At 58.7% G+C, this 20,704-nt stretch carries 16 protein-coding genes and 5 pseudogenes; 15 read left to right on the top strand and 6 right to left on the bottom strand.

The features are described 5' to 3' along the window. The first annotated feature begins 369 nt into the window (after nucleotides 1–369). The 3 genes and pseudogenes from N4R57_00350 to N4R57_00340 all read left to right on the top strand — a co-directional run bounded on the left by N4R57_00350 (nucleotide 370) and on the right by N4R57_00340 (nucleotide 1,936). Nucleotides 370–684 (top strand): annotated as a pseudogene (locus tag N4R57_00350) (GNAT family N-acetyltransferase). Between the two features lie 111 nt (nucleotides 685–795). After that, nucleotides 796–1,233 carry a GNAT family N-acetyltransferase gene (locus tag N4R57_00345; protein ID UYV39653.1) on the top strand — a complete coding sequence of 146 codons (438 nt, stop codon included), beginning with the start codon at nucleotides 796–798 and terminating at the stop codon, nucleotides 1,231–1,233. A 94-nt stretch (nucleotides 1,234–1,327) separates the two neighbouring features. Further along, on the top strand, nucleotides 1,328–1,936 hold the full coding sequence (locus N4R57_00340; protein UYV37609.1) for a DUF4339 domain-containing protein: 609 nt from the start codon (nucleotides 1,328–1,330) through the stop codon (nucleotides 1,934–1,936). 303 nt (nucleotides 1,937–2,239) lie between these two features. Here the strand turns inward: N4R57_00340 and N4R57_00335 are convergent, their stop codons facing one another. Next, complete coding sequence (locus N4R57_00335) at nucleotides 2,240–3,058, bottom strand: sulfotransferase family protein (protein ID UYV37608.1); 819 nt, start codon at nucleotides 3,056–3,058, stop codon at nucleotides 2,240–2,242. Nucleotides 3,059–3,305: 247 nt separating this feature from the next. Here N4R57_00335 and N4R57_00330 point away from each other — a divergent pair, with 247 nt between their 5' ends. The 6 genes and pseudogenes from N4R57_00330 (at nucleotide 3,306) to N4R57_00305 (ending at nucleotide 10,903) form a co-directional block, all read left to right on the top strand. Further along, nucleotides 3,306–4,883 carry a beta-1,6-N-acetylglucosaminyltransferase gene (locus tag N4R57_00330; protein ID UYV37607.1) on the top strand — a complete coding sequence of 526 codons (1,578 nt, stop codon included), beginning with the start codon at nucleotides 3,306–3,308 and terminating at the stop codon, nucleotides 4,881–4,883. Nucleotides 4,884–4,992: 109 nt separating this feature from the next. Next, nucleotides 4,993–5,463 carry a DUF1203 domain-containing protein gene (locus tag N4R57_00325; protein ID UYV37606.1) on the top strand — a complete coding sequence of 157 codons (471 nt, stop codon included), beginning with the start codon at nucleotides 4,993–4,995 and terminating at the stop codon, nucleotides 5,461–5,463. An 83-nt stretch (nucleotides 5,464–5,546) separates the two neighbouring features. After that, nucleotides 5,547–5,729 (top strand): zinc-finger domain-containing protein, encoded by a 183-nt coding sequence (locus N4R57_00320; GenBank protein UYV37605.1) that lies wholly within the window; start codon nucleotides 5,547–5,549, stop codon nucleotides 5,727–5,729. 220 nt (nucleotides 5,730–5,949) lie between these two features. Beyond that, nucleotides 5,950–8,750, top strand: a pseudogene (polA, locus tag N4R57_00315) (DNA polymerase I). A 420-nt stretch (nucleotides 8,751–9,170) separates the two neighbouring features. Then, the gene (locus N4R57_00310) at nucleotides 9,171–9,866 is read left to right on the top strand and encodes an SGNH/GDSL hydrolase family protein (GenBank protein ID UYV37604.1); all 696 of its coding nucleotides are present in this window, start codon (nucleotides 9,171–9,173) and stop codon (nucleotides 9,864–9,866) included. A gap of 144 nt (nucleotides 9,867–10,010) precedes the next feature. Then, a pseudogene (locus N4R57_00305) lies at nucleotides 10,011–10,903 on the top strand (acyl-CoA thioesterase II). 291 nt (nucleotides 10,904–11,194) lie between these two features. On the opposite strand, the gene N4R57_00300 reads toward N4R57_00305, so the two are convergent. The 4 genes from N4R57_00300 to N4R57_00285 all read right to left on the bottom strand — a co-directional run bounded on the left by N4R57_00300 (nucleotide 11,195) and on the right by N4R57_00285 (nucleotide 13,954). Further along, nucleotides 11,195–11,893, bottom strand: coding sequence for a YafY family transcriptional regulator (locus tag N4R57_00300; GenBank protein ID UYV37603.1), 699 nt, complete (start codon nucleotides 11,891–11,893; stop codon nucleotides 11,195–11,197). 3 nt (nucleotides 11,894–11,896) lie between these two features. Then, the gene (locus N4R57_00295) at nucleotides 11,897–12,268 is read right to left on the bottom strand and encodes a VOC family protein (protein ID UYV37602.1); all 372 of its coding nucleotides are present in this window, start codon (nucleotides 12,266–12,268) and stop codon (nucleotides 11,897–11,899) included. 69 nt (nucleotides 12,269–12,337) lie between these two features. Next, on the bottom strand, nucleotides 12,338–13,024 hold the full coding sequence (locus tag N4R57_00290) for an NnrU family protein (protein UYV37601.1): 687 nt from the start codon (nucleotides 13,022–13,024) through the stop codon (nucleotides 12,338–12,340). A 135-nt stretch (nucleotides 13,025–13,159) separates the two neighbouring features. After that, nucleotides 13,160–13,954: a TIGR03084 family metal-binding protein gene (locus tag N4R57_00285; protein UYV37600.1), complete on the bottom strand. Its 795-nt coding sequence runs from the start codon at nucleotides 13,952–13,954 to the stop codon at nucleotides 13,160–13,162. 247 nt (nucleotides 13,955–14,201) lie between these two features. On the opposite strand from N4R57_00285, the pseudogene modA reads away from it, so the two are divergent. The 3 genes and pseudogenes from modA (at nucleotide 14,202) to modC (ending at nucleotide 16,751) form a co-directional block, all read left to right on the top strand. Next, nucleotides 14,202–14,943, top strand: a pseudogene (modA, locus tag N4R57_00280) (molybdate ABC transporter substrate-binding protein). Between the two features lies 1 nt (nucleotide 14,944). Beyond that, nucleotides 14,945–15,640, top strand: coding sequence for a molybdate ABC transporter permease subunit (modB, locus tag N4R57_00275; protein ID UYV37599.1), 696 nt, complete (start codon nucleotides 14,945–14,947; stop codon nucleotides 15,638–15,640). After that, nucleotides 15,637–16,751: pseudogene (modC, locus tag N4R57_00270) on the top strand (molybdenum ABC transporter ATP-binding protein). Before modB ends, modC begins: the two are co-directional and overlap by 4 nt. Before the next feature lie 74 nt (nucleotides 16,752–16,825). Here modC and N4R57_00265 read toward each other — a convergent pair. Continuing rightward, nucleotides 16,826–17,920 carry a tyrosine-type recombinase/integrase gene (locus tag N4R57_00265; protein UYV37598.1) on the bottom strand — a complete coding sequence of 365 codons (1,095 nt, stop codon included), beginning with the start codon at nucleotides 17,918–17,920 and terminating at the stop codon, nucleotides 16,826–16,828. Between the two features lie 365 nt (nucleotides 17,921–18,285). Here N4R57_00265 and N4R57_00260 point away from each other — a divergent pair, with 365 nt between their 5' ends. The 3 genes from N4R57_00260 (at nucleotide 18,286) to N4R57_00250 (ending at nucleotide 20,701) form a co-directional block, all read left to right on the top strand. Beyond that, nucleotides 18,286–18,708 (top strand): helix-turn-helix domain-containing protein, encoded by a 423-nt coding sequence (locus tag N4R57_00260; protein UYV37597.1) that lies wholly within the window; start codon nucleotides 18,286–18,288, stop codon nucleotides 18,706–18,708. 3 nt (nucleotides 18,709–18,711) lie between these two features. Beyond that, nucleotides 18,712–19,008, top strand: coding sequence for a hypothetical protein (locus N4R57_00255; protein ID UYV37596.1), 297 nt, complete (start codon nucleotides 18,712–18,714; stop codon nucleotides 19,006–19,008). Nucleotides 19,009–19,525: 517 nt separating this feature from the next. After that, nucleotides 19,526–20,701, top strand: a complete 1,176-nt coding sequence (locus N4R57_00250; protein UYV39652.1) for a DNA cytosine methyltransferase — start codon at nucleotides 19,526–19,528, stop codon at nucleotides 20,699–20,701. The last annotated feature ends 3 nt before the right edge of the window (nucleotides 20,702–20,704 follow it).

Raw genomic sequence — 20,704 nt, 5'->3', positions numbered from 1 at the left:
TCACTCCCTGCTCCAAACGGCTCACCCCTTGGACCGGCCCAGCCACACGCCCATCATATGCCCGCCCGCCACTGCTCCCACAGCTTGAAGTCACACCGCAAGGCGATATCATCACCCCAATCACCCCAATCACCCCAATCACCCCAATCACCCCAATCACCCCAACCGCTCTTTCTTGGCCAAAACCCTCATGACCCGCTCGCCCCCATCACCCAACTGCCAAATCCAAATGCGCCCCACCTCCACACGCGCGCAAATCCGGCGGGAACACCCCGCAGCGAGCCTTGGATGAGCACGCTCCTGCGCCCCGATGCGCACTATCCCCACTGGCCGGACCTCGCCGCGATGATCCGCGACAGCTTTGCCTATATGACCCCGCTGCTCGGCCAGCCGCCACGCGCCACAACCCTCACAGCCGACGCGCTGCGCCGCGCGGCCACAACCGGCACCGCTTTCGTGCTGAGCGAGGCTGACCGCCCCGTCGCCTGCCTGTTCACCCGACCCTCGCGTGATGTCCCCGGCGCGCTCTACCTCGGCTGGCTGGCCGTTGCTCCTACCCACCGCGGACGCGGCCTCACCCGCAGGCTGTTCAACGCCGCTGAACACCATGCCATCGCCCACAACGTCCCGGCCCTCACCCTCGACACCGGCCAACGGCTCACCGATCTGCATGCGTTGTTCATGCGCCTCGGCTTCACCGCCCTGCCAACCTCCGACCCAACCTCCGGCGATGTTGCGCGCTTTATCAAACCGCTGCCGCGCCGCCTCTCTGCCAACGACCCGACCGACCGGACTATGCTGCCGGATGTGCTCGCCCTGATGCACCGCGCCTTTGCGCCGATGGACGGCGTCATCGACCCACCAAGCTCGCTTGCCCGGATGACCCTCGCCAGCCTCGCGCAACCTGCCGTGGAAAGCGAACTCTGGGTGATCGCCCCCTCCGACCAACCCATCGCCTGCGTCACGCTCACGCCCAAAGCCGATACGCTTTATATCGGCAAGCTCGCCACCGATCCGGCCCGGCAACGCTCCGGCCTTGCCCGGCGCCTCATTGCTCTGGCCGAGGTCCGCGCCCGGGCGCTGAACCTGCCGTCGCTCAGCCTGCAAACGCGGGTCGAACTGACGGCGAATCACGCCACCTTCCGCGCCCTCGGCTTTGCCCAAACCGGCGCAACCGCGCATCCCGGCTATGACAGGCCCACCTCGCTCACCTTCACAAAACCCCTGCCCTGACCCCAAAACCGGACATTTCCCTTTGCCGATTTGCGTCCTTGCCCTACCCTCGCGGGCATAATCACGACCCATTTTCAAATTCGGGAGATTTCAAATGCCCCTTACCAAAGCAACCGCACGGCTGGTCTTTGCGGCGCTCACCCTGACATTCCTCGCGCTCGCCTCGCTCGCCATGGCGCAATCCGGCACCCTGCCCGCGCCCTCCGGTGCGGCCACCGGCTCCGACATTCTCGGCGGAACAGCGGGCGGAACCGGCGGCGCAACCCCGCCGCCCCTCAAAAGCGGCACCATGCCCCCGCCCCTGCCCCGGCTGAATTACTTCGTCGCCCTCGGCGGTCAGCCTTCGGGGCCGTTTGACGCCGCCGCGCTGATGGACCTCGCCGGCAAAGGCAGCCTCACCGGACAGACCCTCGTCTGGACCGATGGCATGGCCGATTGGGCCCCCGCATCCGGCGTGGCCGACATGCAGGCGATCCTGAAAACCGCGGTCAAACCCGAACCCAACCCCGTGCTCCCGCCCGATAACATCGCCAAGGGCAAAGCCTATCTCACCGGCACATGGACGGTGCAGAACGGCATGATGATCAACGGCGCGCAACAGGCCCAGTTCAACGGAAGCATCACCTATAAATCCGACGGCACCTCGGCGGCGCAGGTCCAGATGAACACCATGGGCGGCGGCGGCCAGCCCCAATTCCTTTAGCATCACCTCGACCGGCACATGGCAGGCCGAGCTTCAGGGCAAGGACAAGATCAAGATCACGTCAAACGACAAGGCGACGATCAAATCGGTCACCACCGGACAAACCCAAACGATGCAGAATTCGGAAAGCGATGTCTTTACGATCGTCAACGCCACCACCATGCGCGACGAATTCGGCAACACCTATACCAAGACGCGCTAACGCTGATCTGACCGCAAAACGCAAAAACGCAAAACGGGCCGGCAAACACCGGCCCGTTTTTCATTGCTAACCCAATGGCTAACCCATCAAGCGATGCTGTTTCACTCGCCCAGCTTGGCGTGAATCTCATCCAGGTCGATCTCGCCAATCGGCATCTTGTTCGACGGGTCCTCGAAATCATATTTGAACAGATCGAAATCGCGCTTGTAGATCTCATAGACCATGTGCATCGACAGATCGTCAAAGTAATCCTCAACCGGATGCGCCCGCTTCGGCCCATGGCCTTCGCTTTCGTTAAAGCGCGGGATTTTCTTCAAATCGACCTTCTTCGGCGTCTCGATCGCTTTCAACACCTTACCCATGCCGTCATTGAACGACTCGGTCCAAAAGATGTTGTCATAGCGCCCGCCATTCATGATGAACGTGCTGACATGGCCCGACATCGCGCTCCAGTGGATGTCGGGGTCCATCGGTCGCCGCCACCGAATGGTGTCGCGCGCGAACAGCAAAAACCGCCGGAAGCTCTTGATCTGGTCAAACTCGAACCCGTCTTCCGGGTCGCCCACTTCGATCCCGTATTTCTGGATCAACAGCGGCACAAGGTTGCCACGATACCGCTTGCCGTTACGCTGAATCCCGCAAATCTTGTCGAAAAACGATGACAGGATGCGCGTGTACGGGTTTCGCACACAGGTAAACGCATAGGACGAATGCGTCTTCACATTGGCATTGATAAGCGGCTGGCTCTCTTCCAGCGCCCATTTATGCAACCCGCCCTTGGCGTCGTGAATGTCGCCGTCATAAAATGCGCCGTGGTCAGAGAAATACATGATCTGCCCGATCGTCGAACAGGCGCATTTCGGCACCACCCGATAGACGACGCTCTCGCTCTCCGTCATCCAGGTTCCCGGAAACCCCATATACTCCGCCTCCAAACGATTTTGTTCTTGTTCTTTGCCTTCTTATAGCAATTGACAAAATCCTTCACAAATACTGATTTGACCTATGCGCCCAACGTGATCACGCCCACAGCCGACCGGCGCGTCTTTGTGCACGACACAGCAGAGAGCGGATTTGACCTATTGTTCAGAAAGCTGGTTTATTCAGAGCTCATTCACCCTTATCAAGGGAAACAATCTTATGGTGTCGGAGTGTAACGTTTCTTAGATGGCAAAAATTGCGTTCATATTGCTCTGCCATAAAGACCCGGAAGCGATCATCAAACAGGCCGAGCGTCTGACAGCGGTGGGCGACTATATGTCGATCCATTTCGATGCCTCCGCCCCGCCAGAGCTTTATACCCAAATCCGCGACGCGCTTGATGGCAATCCCAATGTGACCTTCGCCAAGAACCGGATCAAATGCGGCTGGGGTGAATGGAGCCTTGTTCAGGCGACGCTCAACGCCGTCGAAGCGGCGGTCGAAGCCTTCCCGCGCGCCACGCATTTCTACATGTTGTCGGGCGATTGCATGGCGATCAAATCCGCCGAATACGCCCATGAATTCCTCGACCGCGCCGATGTCGACTATATCGAAAGCTTTGATTATTTCGAAAGCGACTGGATCAAGACCGGCTGGAAAGAAGAGCGTCTGATCTATCGCCACTGGTTCAACGAACGCACCCAGAAGCGCCGCTTTTACGGGATGTTCGAGCTGCAAAAAAGGCTCGGCATCACCCGCAAAATCCCCGAAGACCTGCAGGTCATGATCGGCTCGCAATGGTGGTGCCTCCGGCGGCGCACGGTCGAATGGGTGCTCGATTTCACCAAGCGACGCCGCGATGTGATGCGCTTTTTCCGCACCACGTGGATTCCGGATGAAACCTTCTTTCAAACGCTGGTGCGCCACCTTGTGCCCGAGAAAGAAATCGAAAGCCGCACGCTCACCTTCCTGATGTTCACCGACTACGGCATGCCGGTGACCTTCTATAACGACCACTACGATCTCTTGCTGTCGCAGGATTTTCTCTTCGCGCGCAAAATCTCCCCCGAAGCGCATGAGCTGAAACGCCGCCTCGGGCTGCTCTACGCCACGCGCGGCTGGGATTTCAAAATCTCCAACGAGGGGCGCTCGCTGTTCAAATTCCTCACCGGACGGGGCCGGATCGGGCGCCGCTTTGCCACCCGCTTCTGGGAAACCGAAAGCTCGCTGGGCCGCGAGCGTGAATTGCTGATCGTTGTGTGTAAGAAATGGCACGTCGCCAAGCGTCTGCTCGAACGTATCCGCCAGATGACGAACATTCCCTGCATCGAATACCTGTTTAACGAAGAATCGACCCAACTGCCCGATCTCGGCGGCATTCAATCGACGATGGGCAAACGCCACCGCCACCGCCGCGCGCTGATGCGGATGTTGTTTGACTATTACGACACCGACCGCCTGATCATCTGCATGGACCCGTCCAACCTCGATCTGCTGCATGATTTCTGCGCCGACCGCTCGGTCACCCGCCTGCTCGAGGTCGATTGCAACTTTTCCGATGACTACCTGATCGGCCACGCCATGCGCGTCGGGCTTGCCGGTGAAAAGACCCCCAAGGAAACGCTCGACCGGCTGCTGCCCACCATTCGCGGTGACATGACGTTTGAAAGCGACCAGATCCGCGATGCCGATTTCGAAAACCACTACCGCATCCGCGAACTCGACGCGCCGGAAATGAACGCCGACGCCCTGCAAAATTTCCTCGCTGTCGGCCATGACAAAGCGATCGAAATTGCCGCGACCGATTATCTCTACGCCGACTAAACGCCGCGCACTGCGGATCATGGCTTTAATTGCGCAACAATCGGGTCGCCAGCCCCGCGCCCGATCCGCTCTAAGTGTCTCCACACATCCCACCAACCGGAGACCCCCGATGACCGCCGCTTTCCTCCCCATCCCCTCTGAGATTGTCCAAGCCTATCGCGATGGCGCGCCCGATGCCTACGGCAATCCGCCCGAACGCGCCCCCTGCGAGGGGGCGTCCAACCCTTGCCGCCATTGCCTCGATTACATCCCCAAAGGCGCCGACATGCTGATCCTCGCCCATTCGCCATTCGGTGCGCGCCAGCCCTACGCCGAAACCGGCCCGATCTTCCTCTGCGCTGATGCGTGCGCCCCCTATGATCCCGCCGCCGGAACCCCTGCGATCTTCGCCAAAAACCCCATGCTGATCCGTGCCTATGGACCCGATGAACGCATCCTTTATGGCTCCGGCGCCGTGGTCCCGCCGCACCGCTTCAACACCGAAGTCGCCAAACGCCTTGCCGATGACGCGGTGGCATTCGTCCACATCCGCTCCTCGACCAACAACTGCTTTCAGGCCCGTGTCGAACGCAGCGGCTAACCCCGTTCAGCCGGTCTTGCCCCCGGCTGCACAATCGCCCATATTCGCGGGGCATAACCGCCATCCCGAAGGACAGCACGCATATGACCACGCAAGCCCCCGAAACCAAGATCGTCGATTCCTACCGTGTCTGCTGTGACGGCGGCGAAGGGGCCTTGGGCCACCCCCGTGTCTGGCTGCAAATCCCACAGGACACCGGCTTCGTCGAATGCCCCTATTGCGATGCCAAATTCATCTACCGCGACGTCGAAAGCAAAGCCAGCTAACCGTTTCCTGTCACAGGAAACGGCCTAAAATCCGTCGCGGATTTTGCCCCCACCGCCCCCGTCCCGCACCGCCCAAAAATCCGCAACGGATTTTTGACCGAATTCTGCGACAGAATTCGCGCCCGTTGCCGCACGAGTTTACGCGCGCACCAGCAATCCCTCTGGCACCGCGCACGCCCATATGCGACACAGGGTCCCAACCAACCGGGGGAACCACACCATGTCATTCGGCAAAGGCTGCCACCTGCACCTCATCGACGGCTCTGCCTTCATCTTCCGCGCCTATCACGCGCTGCCCCCGCTGACCCGCAAATCCGATGGCCTGCCCATCGGCGCCGTGGCCGGCTTCTGCAACATGCTGTTCAAATTCGTCGAGGACGCAAAGGGCGACGACGCCCCAACCCATGCCGCCGTGATCTTCGACTACTCCGGCAAAACCTTCCGCAACGAGCTTTATGACCAATACAAAGCCAACCGCCCCCCCGCGCCCGAAGACCTGATCCCGCAGTTCCCCCTGACCCGCGACGCCACCCGCGCCTTCAACATCTCCTGCCACGAGGTCGAAGGCTTCGAGGCCGACGACATCATCGCCACCCTCGCCTGCCAAGCACGCGAGGCCGGTGGCCGCGTCACCATCATCAGCTCCGACAAAGACCTCATGCAACTTGTCGGCGGCGGCGTCGAAATGCTCGACCCGATGAAGGCCAACCGCATCGACCGCGACGGCGTCATCGCCAAATTCGGCGTCCCCCCCGAACGCGTCGTCGATGTTCAGGCCTTGGCCGGGGATAGCGTCGATAACGTCCCCGGCGCGCCCGGCATCGGCATCAAAACCGCCGCCCTTTTGATCAACGAATACGGCGATCTGGATGCGCTGCTCGAACGCGCTGGCGAAATCAAACAGCCCAAGCGCCGCGAGACCCTTATCGACAAGGCCGATCAGATCCGCATGTCGCGCGATCTCGTCCAACTCAAAGAGGACATGACCCTCGACTTCACCCTCGACAGCCTCGAAGTGCAGGGCCCGACCCGGACGCCCTGCTGCCCTTCCTCGCATCGATGGAATTCCGCACCCTTTCCAAACGCATCGCCGACCGGATGGGCGTCGAAAGCCCCGACATCCCCGAACCCGCAGTGGGCGAGGCCGGCGCAGCCGCCGCCACCCCCGATCTGCCCGCCATCGACCCCGAAAAATACGAACATATCCGCGACGCGGCTGCCCTCGACCGCTGGATCGCCCTGATTAACAAACGCGGCTATGTCGCCGTCGATACCGAAACCACCTCGCTTGATGAAATGCAGGCCGAGCTGGTCGGCATATCCCTCTGCGTCGAACCGGGGGATGCCTGCTACATCCCGCTCATCCACAAAGACGGCGGGGCTGATGATCTCTTCGGCTCCGACACGCTCGCCGACGGTCAAATGACCACGGCCGAGGCGCTCGCCATCCTCAAGCCAATTCTCGAGGACGACGCGATCCTCAAAATCGGCCAAAACATGAAATACGACGCCAAGATTTTTGCGCGTCACGGGGTGAACATCGCGCCCATCGACGACACGATGCTGATGTCCTACGCGCTCTATTCCGGCGTGCATAATCACGGCATGGATGCGCTTTCGGATCGCTATCTCGGCCACACGCCGATTCCGATCAAATCACTGCTCGGCACCGGCAAATCGGCGATCACCTTTGATCGTGTCCCGCTGGACGAGGCGGTCAAATACGCCGCCGAAGACGCCGACATCACGCTCCGCCTGTGGCAAATCTTCAAACCGCAACTGCATGTGAAACGCGTCACAACCGTTTATGAAACCCTCGAACGCCCGCTGGTGCCGGTGCTCGCCGAAATGGAAATGCACGGGATCAAGGTCGACCGCGACACGCTCAGCCGCATGTCCAACGCCTTCGCCCAGAAAATGGCCGGGCTCGAGGCGGAAATTCACGAACTCGCAGGCCGCAGCTTCAATGTCGGCTCGCCCAAGCAACTCGGCGAAATCCTGTTCGATGAAATGGGCCTCGAAGGCGGCAAAAAGGGCAAGACCGGCGCCTATGCCACCGGTGCGGACGTGCTCGAAGACCTCGCCACCGAACACGAACTCCCCGCCCGCGTGCTCGACTGGCGCCAACTGTCCAAGCTGAAGTCCACCTATACCGACGCGCTACAGGACCACATCAACCCCGAAACCGGGCGCGTGCACACCTCCTATGTGCAAACCGGTGCCTCAACCGGGCGGCTCGCCTCGACCGATCCCAACCTGCAAAACATCCCCGTGCGCACCGAAGAAGGCCGCCGCATCCGCGAGGCCTTCGTGGCCGATCAAGGCAATGTGCTGGTCAGCCTCGATTACTCCCAGATCGAGCTGCGCATCCTCGCCCATGTCGCCGGGATCGACGCGCTCAAAGCCGCCTTCAAACGCGGCGATGACATCCACGCCATGACCGCCTCGGAAATGTTCGACGTGCCCATGGACGAGATGACCCCCGACATCCGCCGCCGCGCCAAGGCGATCAATTTCGGGGTGATCTATGGCATCTCCGGCTTTGGCCTTGCTCGCAACCTGCGCATTCCGCGCTCCGAAGCCCAAGGCTTTATCGACCGCTATTTCGAGCGCTTCCCCGGCATCCGCACCTATATGGATGACACGGTCGCCTTCGCTAAAGAGCACGGCTATGTGCAAACCCTCTTTGGCCGCAAAATCCACACGCCCGAGATTGCCGCCAAAGGCCCGCGCGCCGGCTTTGCCAAACGCGCCGCGATCAACGCCCCGATCCAAGGCACCGCCGCCGACGTGATCCGCCGCGCCATGGTGCGTATGCCCGACGCCATCGCCGGACAACCGGCGCGGATGTTGTTGCAGGTCCACGACGAACTCCTGTTCGAAGTCCCCGAGGACGCCGCCGCCAAACTCATCGACACCGCCCGCGACGTGATGGAAAGCGCGGCCAACCCGGCGGTCCACCTCGACGTGCCGCTGACCGTCGACGCGGGTCAGGGGCTGAACTGGGCCGACGCGCATTAGGCCGCGCCTCTCCCATCCGGTTGCACCCCGTCCTGTTGCGCGCCCCGTCCTGTTGCGCCCCGCCCCGCGGCACCCCATCCCGTTGCGCCCCCACACCGGGCTGCGCACGCCCCGTTAACCTAATATCCGGTTAACGGCTGGCGTTTCCCCCGGCAGCCGGATGTCAGCCGGATGTCAGCCGGATGTCAGCCGAGAGTCACCCCCCTCAACCAAGCGCCCTGCGCCGCGTTAAGCAATTGGGGCGTTACGTTCACCAAAACGAAACAACTCCCCCCTTGGGGCGCATTGAACCCGCCTGCTCCGCAATCAACGAAAACCGTTGAATTTGACGCCACAACGGCGAAAACTAAAGCACCCGGCGCCTGAGCCTTTCTGATCAGGCGCTCCAATTTCGACCCTGCCCATTGGTGAGTCTGCGTTATGAACCTGTTGAAAATACTATGTTTCTTTCTGCTGTCGGGGGCATTGCACCCGATGGGCGCGCTTGCTGATACCGGGAAAAACGGCGCGCGGATTCTCGTCATTGGCGATTCGCTGATCGCGTCCCACTCGGTTTCCGGGCGCGGCATCGCCGACCGGCTCGAACAAATCCTGCGCCAGCCGATCGACGACAACTCCGTCGCAGGCGCGCGGATGATTTATAACCTCCCCATCACCGGCGCGATGGGCCTCTCGATTCCCAAACAATACCGCGACGGGAACTGGGATTGGGTGATCGTAAACGGCGGCGGAAACGATGTCTGGCTCGGCTGCGGCTGCAACAGATGTGACCGTAAAATCAATAAGATGATCGCCCTCGACGGACGGCGCGGCGTCATTCCGGGGCTGGTCTCGCGCATCCGTCAATCCGGCGCACGGGTGCTTTACCTCGGCTATCTGCGCAGCCCCGGTTTCGACACGCCAATCGAGAACTGCAAAGACGAAGGTGACGAACTCGAAGCCCGCCTTTCCCGCCTTGCCGCGCTGGATGAGGGCATCATCTTTCACCCGATCACCGATCTTGTGCCGCCCGGCGACCTGTCCTTTCACGCGGTCGACCGCATCCACCCGTCCCTCAAAGGCAGCGCCGCAATCGCCGAACGCCTTGCCCGCGTGATCCAAAGCCAGTCACCCTGACGCCGCAACACTGCGTCAGAATTCCAAACCGCCCTTGCGATCCGCTCACGAGTTTGCGCATTCTGTCCCTGATGCGACCCATCAGGGCGGCTCACGTGCAAGGCCCTGCCAGGGCGAAATGACAACCGGATTGGTGACAGCTAAATGACTGAAAAGAAAGCTACTCCCACAGCACAAAACCTCGCCGACGCGCTGATTTCCGTGCTCGATGTGGAACCGGTGGAAGAGAATTTCTTCCGCGGGATCGCCACCCCGGTGGCCGCGGACGAAGCTTTGGTGGACAGGTTATCGCCCAAGCGTTGATGGCCGCGACCCGCACCGTCGACGCCGACCGCCCCGTGCATTCGCTCCACGCCTATTTCATGCGCCCCGGCGATGCCACCGAACCCGTGCTCTATCAGGTCGAGCGTGACCGCGACGGGCGCAGCTTTGCCACCCGCCGCGTCGTTGCGATCCAGCACGGCAAACCTATCCTCAACCTCGCCGCCTCTTTCGCGGTGCTCGAACCGGGGCTGAGCCACCAAGACACCATGCCCGATGTGCCCGCACCCGATAGCCTGCCCACGGAACGCGAGTTGCTGGAAACCTTCGAAGGCGACGTGCCAGAGCTGTTTCGCAAATGGACCCGTGTGCCGCGCCCGGTCGAAATTCGCCCGGTCACCAAACGCCCCCCGCTCACGCGCGACCCCGTGCATGAACAAATCTATTGGTTCCGCATCCCCGGCAAACTCGGCGACGACCCGCAATTGCACCGCGCCGCGCTCGCCTTTGCTTCGGACATGGGGCTGCTTGGTACATCTGCGCATGTCCACGCCAAGGCCTTTGCCGACTCGGACATGCAATTCGCCTCGCTCGACCACGCCATGTGGATCCACGACGATTTTCGCGCCGATGACTGGCTACTCTATGTCATGGATTCGCCATGGGCCGGCGGCGCACGCGGCTTTAACCGCGGCCGCATCTTTACCCGCGACGGCCGGCTTGTGGCCAATGCCACGCAAGAAGGGCTGATCCGCCAAATCACGCCGCGCGACTGAACGACTGTTGTCAAAAGGAGCGGCTGCGCCGCACAGGTTTCTTGGGTTTGAGGGCCAAGCCAGATTTGATGCGCACCTCTGGTGCGACACGCGCAGATTTAAGTGGGGGTCAGCCCCCACACCCCCGGGATATTTTCAGTCAGATGAAGGGGGGCCGTACGCTGAGTTAACTTAATCCGGCATTAACCAAATTCGGGGAACACGGCAGCCGGGAGTCAGCCGGGAGTCATACAGTTGAGTTTTTGCCTGCTTAGGGCATTAACCATGCCGAACGCATCGATAAGAAATGGCTTAGGAATGAATTTGCGCCCCGCGCTCACGGGCGCATGCATAGAAGTTTTTGAGCGATTTATCGCGCTCCTCTCGAAACCGGTCCAAGGCCGTTGCGGCCCCTATGCGATCTAGGCGGAACATTCTGAAATCATTGCGTAATTCGCACCATCCCACCAATGTCCAGACCTTGCCCCAGAAGAACAGCCCAAGGGGGCGGATAATGCGCGCACTTGCGGCGCCGTCCTTGTCTTCATAGTCAATTTCGATGCGGGTTCTGGATTTGATAGAGCTGTCGATCCTGTCGAAGAGAGCGCGCAATTTCTCTGTCATTTCATGGGATTGGAAAGCGTGCACCTGAACTTGCTCGGCCTTGGCGCGGGCGGTGTCGGGCAGCACTGCCTCGATCTTGACCAAGGCTTCTTGCGCGGCTTCGCCCATCGCTGCCCCGCCCCAGGCCTGAAGCAGGCGCGCACCCGCCACCAGCGCGGCGACTTCATCATTTGTAAACATCAATGGCGGAAGATCGTAGCCAGCGCGCATAATATATCCCACGCCTGCTTCGCCATCTATCGGCACACCTGAGCCGATCAAATCGGCGACATCACGATAGATCGTGCGTTGGCTCACTTCGAGCCGGTCGGCCAGATGCGCCGCGGTGACAAGCCGACCGCCGCGCAAATGCTGAACGATCTGAAAGAGGCGGTCGGCCCGGCGCATAGCTTAACCCGCCGCCTGAAACAGGCCGATGGAGTTGCCATCGGGGTCGGTCGCATAGGTCCAGCGGCCAAACGGCATTTCCACTAACGGCCCCGTGATGGTGGCACCGGCCTCGGTTGCGCGTGCGGATGCGGCTTCGACCGTGTCACCATGGGCCAGGGCAAGGTGGACAGTCACACCGCCTCCCGCGCCCGGTTCGCCGACGTATAGATTGCCGGCTGGCACGTCGGTTTCATTGTTTAAAACAGCCGTCGGATTAGGGCCATCTTCTGTAATTTTAACTTCGTAACCGTATGTTTTTGAATAGAATTCGCACGCTTTCTTCAGGTTTCTGACGGGGATTTCACACCAGACGAGGACGGGTTGTGTAGACATTGAGACGCTCCTTTGATCTCGGTTGATGACCCCTTGTTGCACAGCCCTGCTGACAGCATCCTGTCAGCATCATCCAACACCGGGCCAAACTCCGATCACCGGTTCATGAAGGTGCCAAAGCGCGGCCCAACTGACCAACCAAATCGCCGCTCGCATGGGCGAGGGCAGACCTCGCGGTCGCCATCTTCCAGAAATCAACGCAGCAAAGGGAAACAGGCTGGTTCGCGCGGTGATCTCGCCCCACGCGCCATCTCCAATGGCCAAACGTCGCCTCCGTTCAACAATCCACATGCCAGCCAGCGAGAACGCCAAAAACAACCCGAAAAGGATCGCATGAGCCAGATCACCATTCGCCAGCAGATGTGCGGCGGACCACAGCGCCATCGCCCAAAGAAGCGGTTGCCGCGTCAGCCCGGCAATGCCCGGATTGGCAGGGTCAAACCCTGATGCGCGGCCCTCAAAAGCGAAGGGGTTGGGTGCCCCCACGCCGAACGCGACCAATGCCACCACAACGGGCATGGTGAGGTTGAGCAACCAGCGATGCCATATCGCCTGATCCCACAGCGTCACAACCGGAGCACGCGCCGCAGCTGAGATCACCCAGACCAAAAGAAGCGTGGATAACACACTGAAAACAATGATGTACCCCCTGCGGCCAAACAAACCCTCCAGCCGCGTTTTGAGCGCCGGCGTCGCCGGAACCCGATGAGACGCCATGAAAAACAACAGCGCGGCAACGTATTCTATCCACCCCATCTCATCCCACCTTTCGCCAATGTAACCCGCGCAACGAGACCACCAAACACTCGGGTTGGCGCAAGCTAAGCGCGATGGCCCTCGCTCCCATTGCGCCGCTCAAATAGCCCTCCGCAACCACGCGCGTCATCCGCTTCATAGCCGGTACCGAGAGCCCTTGGCGGGCGGTGTTTCTGGCGGCCCGGCAAAGCACTGGGCATGCGCCATCCACATCTTTGCCACATCGCCCTCTACCGCAAGTTCGGTATCGGCCAAGGCGCGGGTTTGCGTGACCACAGCGGCGAAATCTGCCGCCAAACCGGTGATCTGCCCTACCCCCGCCTCGCCCATCTCCCAAACCTCGCCGGACGGGCTTTGCAAAACCAGTTTCGGCATGGCGTCTGGCACTGGCAAGCCTTGCACCTTGTGTGACCAGCCAAAGGTGTTCGCGCCGAGTATCACAATGTTTTTGATGCGGTCATGCTCGACCCTTGGTTGCCCCAAAAGGTCAAAAATTTCAAAGCCATGCGCCCAGGTTTCCATTTGCCGCGCAGTCATGGCCGAGCGGGCAGACATATCCGGGCCGATCCATGGCAAGCGCGCTTTCGGGTCCATATCCGCCCAGCGTTTCGCCAGCGACCGGGCAAACCCAATCCAGCTCGCCCGAAGGATTTTTCCCGTTTCGGGCACTGCCTTGCGCTCCACTTCTCGGAGGGATTTTCTGGCTTTGATCGCCGCCGAAGCGCGTGCTTTCAAGCCGCTGAACGCCTCTTCCCCTTGGCTTGCAAAATCCGCCGCGCGGTTCCAGTAGTGCAGATGGCGCAGAACGTCTTCGATTGTCCAATCCTTGAACTGGGTTTTGCGCTCAAAATCCTCGTCCTCCAACGCGCGCACCACGTCGAATAAGGCTTCGCTTTCATCAAGGAAATCTTGTACTTGCTCAAAACCCATACCGCTTCCTTTTTGCTTGTCGCGACCCGTGGTGCTCTGTTACACCAGTCTACTCGCGTGGGCTACGGATGCCACCGCCTTTGTGGTGCTAAGTTCAAAGATACATCTCGTGAATTCAGCCCGCAAATCAATGCTTGCATGGTCCAAACCCGCAGCGGATAGTCAGCGAAACCAACGAAAGCCATCTTGCCAAATGCCACGATGCCGCCCCTTTTATCGCGCCCTTCACGTGGCGACGCTCACAGCTTTGCTTTGGCTCGGCTTAGGCCACGAAACAGCCAGAGCAGGGGATGTCACCGTGTTCGCCGCGGCAAGCCTGAAAACCGCTTTGGATGAGGTGGCAGAGACTTTCGAGAGCCGAACCGGGCACACCGTCACCCGGTCCTACGCTGGGTCCTCGGCCCTTGCCCGCCAAATCGAGTTGGGTGCGCCGGCGGATGTTTTCATCTCTGCCAACAGCGACTGGATGGACTATCTCGCCAAGGGCGATTTGATCGAGAGCGCAACCCGTCACGACCTTCTGACCAACCGGCTTGTTTTGGTGGCGCCAACCGCCTTGGCACAGCCCATCAAGCTTGAACGCGGGATGGACCTTGCCGCTCATCTTAACGGTGGGTTCCTTGCGATGGCTTTGGTCAATGCTGTCCCTGCAGGCATCTATGGCAAGGCTGCGCTCGATCACTTCGGGCTCTGGGAGGGGATTGCCTCACAGGTCGCTCAAACTAACCGACAATGTGCGCGCCGCGCTTGCCCTTGTGGCATTGGGCGAAGCGCGTTTGGGCGTCACCTATGAGACCGACGCCAAATCAGAACCAAAAGTCAGCATTGTCGCCACCTTCCCAACCAACAGCCACCCCCCCATCCGCTATCCCATGGCGGCGATCAAAGGCCAAACAACCGAAACCAGCGTCGCGCTGCTCACCTTCCTGAAAAGCCCGACAGCGGCGCAAATATTTGCCCGGCACGGCTTTTCCGTGTTGGAGCCTTAACATGACAAGCTGGCTCGGCCCCGAAGAATGGCAGGCGGTCGCACTATCGCTCAAGGTCGCCTTCTGGGCGACCCTGCTATCGCTGCCTCTTGGTTTGCTAACCGCCCACGCGCTCGCCCGGTGGAGCTTTCCCGGCAAAGCTTTGTTGAACGGTTTGGTGCATCTACCGCTGATACTGCCACCGGTTGTCACCGGCTATTTGCTCCTGCTTGGTTTTGGCACACAGGGCCCCATCGGAAGCCTGCTCCAACCGCTCGGCATCACCGTCGCCTTTCGCTGGACCGGCGCCGCCTTGGCCGCGTCTGTCATGGCGTTCCCCCTTATGGTGCGGGCGATCCGGCTGTCTATCGAAACCGTCGACCCCAAGCTTGAGGAAGCCGCGTCAACGCTGGGGGCCTCGCGCCTTTGGGTGTATCTGACAATCACCCTGCCGATGATCCTTCCCGGCGTTCTTTCGGGCGGCATTCTCGCCTTCGCCAAAGCGATGGGAGAATTCGGAGCCACGATCACTTTCGTCTCAAATATCCCCGGCCAAACACAGACGCTGCCATCTGCAATCTACGCTTTTCTCCAAGTTCCGGGCGGCGAAGGCGCGGCCATTCGGCTGGTACTGATATCAGTCGCCATCGCAATGCTCGCGCTTCTTGTGTCCGAAATTCTGGCCCGCCGGGCGGCAAAACGGGTGAGCGGCGCATGACGGTATCGGTCGAGATCAAACACCAGTTTTCCACATTTACTCTCGACGTCGCCTTCAGCGCGCCTCCCGGGCTGACCGTTCTTTTTGGTCGCTCCGGCTCTGGGAAAACCACCATTTCAAACGCAGTTGCCGGCTTGCTGCGGCCCAACGAGGGGCGCATCACAGTCGATGGACGGACGCTCTTTGACAGCTCCGTTGGCACGGACATCCCCACACATCAAAGGCAAATTGGCTATATCTTCCAAGAAGCTCGCCTGTTCCCCCACCTCAGCGTCAGGCAAAACCTAACCTATGGGCGCGGGTTCTCACGCCTGCGCCCGTCGAAGGACGGGTTTGATCGCGTGGTCGAGCTGCTGGGAGTTTCCACCCTGCTCAACCGCCGCCCCGGTGCGCTGTCTGGTGGTGAAAAACAGCGCATTGCCATTGGCCGTGCGCTTCTTGCAAACCCCAAGCTGATCATCGCTGACGAGCCTCTTGCCGCATTGGATGAACAACGCAAGGCCGAGATCATCCCCTATTTTGAGCGCCTGCGTGATGAACAGAGCATCCCCATCCTTTACGTCAGCCACTCCGCCAGCGAAGTGGCGCGTCTGGCCACGAGCGTTGTCGCCCTCAAAGACGGTCGCGTCGCGCGTCAAGGCAGCGCTGCTGACGTCTTGAGCGACCCCACGGTTTTGCCCACAGGCGTGCGCGACGTTGGCGCGCTCATTGATGCACGGGTTATGAAACATCATGCAGACGGGCTTACCGAACTCGACGCAAACGGCGCGCGGTTTTTCCTCCCCGGACATCTCAATCCCAAGGCGCCCAACTGCGCATTCGGATCGCAGCGCACGATGTGATCCTGTCTCGAACCAGACCAACAGGTCTCTCCGCACTCAACATCCTTGGCGGGCGGGTGGCAAAAATTCATTCCGGCGATGGCCCCGGAACCATCGTCACCCTCGACACCCCCGCCGGTCTTATCCTCGCACGCATCACACGCCGCTCCGCCCAAGCACTCGATCTAGAGCAAGGTGTGGAGTGTTTTGCCATCATCAAGACGGTCGGTATCGCCCCGCAAAACATCAGCAGCCACCAAGCGCAAGCACTTGGCACCTCTGACGCGTAAGAAGAAACACTATTGGTGACCCCGGCAGGATTCGAACCTGCAACCTGCCCCTTAGGAGGGAACCGTTCATAGCGTTATTCCTTCTTTGATTTCTGTTGTTTGGGTGTTTGTACTGCGTCTTCCTGTACATGGTTTGTACGAAAACGGGCCCTGACATCGGCCTCGTCTGTCTCTGCGTGGGCATAAATGCGCATCGGCAGATTAGGGTCTGACCAGCGTCCGGCCTTGGCCGCTGTGACCGGATCGACGCCCTGCCGTACAACCAATTCTGTAAAGAAGCCGTGCCGTCCTGCTGGGTGGGCAGACAGGTATTGGATGCCCGCCCGCTTACAGATCGTCTTCCAGCGTGTGTTGTAGCCTGTCGAACTGCCATAGCCGAACACGCGTGGCGTCATAAACTTACCTGTCTTGCGGTTCTTGGGTCGCTTCGCTGGCAAAGCCAGCAGCTCGTCCATCATTTCAGGCGAAACGGTGATCCAGCTCTCTGGATGCCCCTTCTGTGCTTTCACCCGGACCTTATTCTCTGCGGGCCGCAGATCGTCTGGCTCCAACGAGACTGCCTGATCAATCCGCGCCGCCGTCTCGAACATGAATCGCACCAACGCCGCATTGTACGGATCGGCGGCGCTACAAAACGCCTCGATCCATTCCTTGTCCGATGGAGTTCGTTCCACCCTACTAACCTTCCCACGTCGCCGGTCTTGGGCAATCCGTTCGAACTTGTCGTAGGGTTTCACCCGTATCAGCGGTGTGCCTTCCAACTCATGCGCGTTGTTGATGACCGCGCTGGCGGGTGTCACGATCTCGCGCCACCACGTGTCGGTAGACGCCTTCGGCTTTAATTTTGGCCCTAACCCTTTCAGCAGCGCACCGGAAATCACTCGCAACGGCGTATTCCCAATTTCTTCGACGATTGGGATCAACTGCTTGGCCGCTTTCGGGGACGCATTGTAAAGCATGATCGCATCCGAAAATGTTTTGCTCGGCTCATCGCCAAGCAAATACTGACGTATTTGATTTTCGGTCTCACGGGCTACCCAGTCCCGTGCGCCTGCTTCTGTAGTCGACTTAGTGCTTTTTCGGTATGTACCGGTGATCGGGCGGCCGTTGTATTCGATCTTGCCGTAGACGTAATAGTATCCGTCCCTCTCGGTGATTTTGAGCGGCATGCCTGACCTCCTTCAAAAATCGTATCGATCTGTGCAGGTGTGATCAGCATGGTCCGCCCCAGCCGATAAAACGCACCCGTGTCATTTGCCCGCTCACGCAATGTGCGTTCGGAAATCTCAATCTCTCGCTCAGCCATGATCTCAACCCATTGAGCTGGCGTCTTTCCAAGCCCCAGGATTTGTGAGCTGTCGGTTTTGTCAATTTCTGCCATTTCAGTCATCCTTGTCCGTTGAGTTGAATTTGCTGTACGCATGGAATCGCTTGTTCCGCACCTTCTGACGTGGTCAGATGAATTTGAATGTAATTTTACGTCATTTTGTGCAGTTTCGCGCGAATTGGCAGTTTGATCAATGGAAAACCTTGCATGGCGCAGGATTCTAAGTCTGTCTTCACTTCCATGGGTGCGCGTCTTGCGATTGCGCGCAATGAAGTCGGCTTGACTCAAACCGCCATGGCGGAAGCGATTGGTGTCTCACATCGCGCATATCACAGTTACGAAAAAGGCCAGCGTGGCCTGCCGGTTGAAGCTCTGGTCGCTATGGCCGATCGGTTCAACGTCGACGCAGCGTGGATACTGTTAGGAACAAAAGCGGTCCGCGCAGCCCATGACTTCGACGCGCTAAAGAGGATCGAGACCTCGCTCGATCAGCATCTCAATGAAGAAGCCATCAAGATCAAAAGCGAAAAACGCGGGGCCATCATCGCCCGCTGGTATCAATCACACGTAGAAGGGCGAGAGGTTACCGATGATGACGTTCACACATGGATCGAGTTAGTAAGGGAGTGACTAATGGAAAAGCCAACTAAGAACTGGCAGAGCCTACGTCTGGCAGTGCTGAATAGGGCGGAACGTTCAGTATTTGAACCGTTTAAACCACTATACACGATCTACGCTAGCGTTTGCCTATGCTATCTTTTTGGATTCGCACGATTTAATTTTTTTGACGTAGGAAGTGATTATACATTTTCGTCTGTTTTAATTTTGCTGATTGCTGCAATCTGCGGTGCGCTCATACCTGTGCTCACAGGATCAGTGCTTACCATACATTTCGCCCACCGCCGTTTGCGAAAATTGGCTGGTGAGTGATCAAAATTCACAATGTTATGCGCAAGGAAGTCTGCACTCTACTCCTCAAAGGTCGGGGAGCTTGCTGATTTCCGGCCTGGAAGTGCTTCGAGGTAAGCTGTATCTCTGTGCTCAGTGGAAATATGACGTTAGCTAAGGATGTCGACTTGGGTACCGATATTCATATAGTTGATTTGTTCTCCGGACCTGGGGGCTGGGTGAAGGCTTTTGTGCGTCGCATGCGACAGAAGGCAAGCTGAGCTACCGTATCGACGTATCAGTCGAAAAGGACGTTGCCGCCCACAACACGCTCGCACTGCGCGCTTTTCTGAGAAAATTCGACACTTTTCCTCCTGAATATTATATTTGGCTAGCAGGTAAGTTAGAAGAACCAAACTGGTCAGAACTTTATCCTGATCAATGGAAGCTAGCACAGGACGAGGCATGGAATGCCGAACTTGGGACGGCTTCGACATCTGCTGAACTTTCGAAGAAAATTCAAGAGATCAAAGGTCTAGCTGGCGAACGAACCCTGCTGATCGGCGGCCCTCCTTGTCAGGCATATTCCTTGGTTGGCAGATCCCGCAATTCGGGCATCAAGACCTACAAGCCGAAAAAAGACCACCGGCACTTTCTGTACCAAGAATACTGCAGAGTTCTTACCGAATACTCGCCAAGCGTGTTCGTTATGGAGAACGTGAAGGGAATGCTCTCATCGTCCGTCGAAGGCCTAGCGATCTTTGAAACCGTCATGAATGACTTAGAGTCTGCAGGCGAAGGATACCGGCTTTTTGCGTTGTCCGGAACAGAGCGTGACCTTGATCGTCCCGCGCCCCGCAGCTTTGTGTTGAAGACAGAAGATTTTGGCGTGCCACAGTCTCGGCACAGAGTTATTATCGTTGGGATAAAGCGTTCCATTGCAGAAAAAATTCCAGAGGAATTTCTGCCATTCCTTCCGAAAAAGAAACTAAAATCGACAGTAAGAGACGTCCTTAGTGGAATGCCTAAACTGAGGAGCGGGCTGAGCAAAAATGATGATGTCCTAGCTTGGTATGGTGCGCTGGTTGCTGCTATCGAAAGCGTTAAAAGCTGTCTCGACAACTACAAGGGAAGCAACAAGTCGAAATTTCTAAGTGAGCTGGGTAGGGTGGAAACCTCAGTCCTTAACAAAAATAAAAAACGTGCATCTAAAGCAAGAGCACCATACCCGAAGAGTATCTCAGAAGACCTGAAGGTTTTTCTAACTGATGAGCGAATTAAAGCTTTATCAAGTAACGAAACCCGTGGGCACATGGACACCGACCTTGCGCGCTACCTTTTCGCAAGCTGTTTTGCGACGGCGGAAGGTAGAAGCCCGAAAGCAGATGAGTTTCCAAAAGACCTAGCCCCAAATCATGCGAATTGGGGGACGGGCAAATTTAGCGATCGGTTTCGGGTCCAGCGTTGGGATGCACCTGCTACAACGGTTACCAGTCATATTTCAAAAGATGGACACTATTATATCCATCCAGATGCTACACAGTGTCGGAGCCTCACGGTCAGGGAAGCCGCAAGACTTCAAACTTTTCCTGACAACTACCATTTTCTCGGCAACCGCACTCAACAGTTTGTGCAGGTTGGTAACGCTGTACCACCTTACTTGGCTAAACAGATTGCTGAGGCGCTTCTACCAGTCTTTGACTATATCGACAGGCTACAGCCTAAGTTGGAGTAAATT

The sequence above is a fragment of the Rhodobacteraceae bacterium D3-12 genome (genome assembly GCA_025916135.1).
In the GTDB taxonomy this organism is placed as follows: domain Bacteria; phylum Pseudomonadota; class Alphaproteobacteria; order Rhodobacterales; family Rhodobacteraceae; genus JAKGBX01.
Note: the sequence above shows the minus strand (reverse complement) of the source record. Positions and strands in the feature narration are given on the sequence as shown.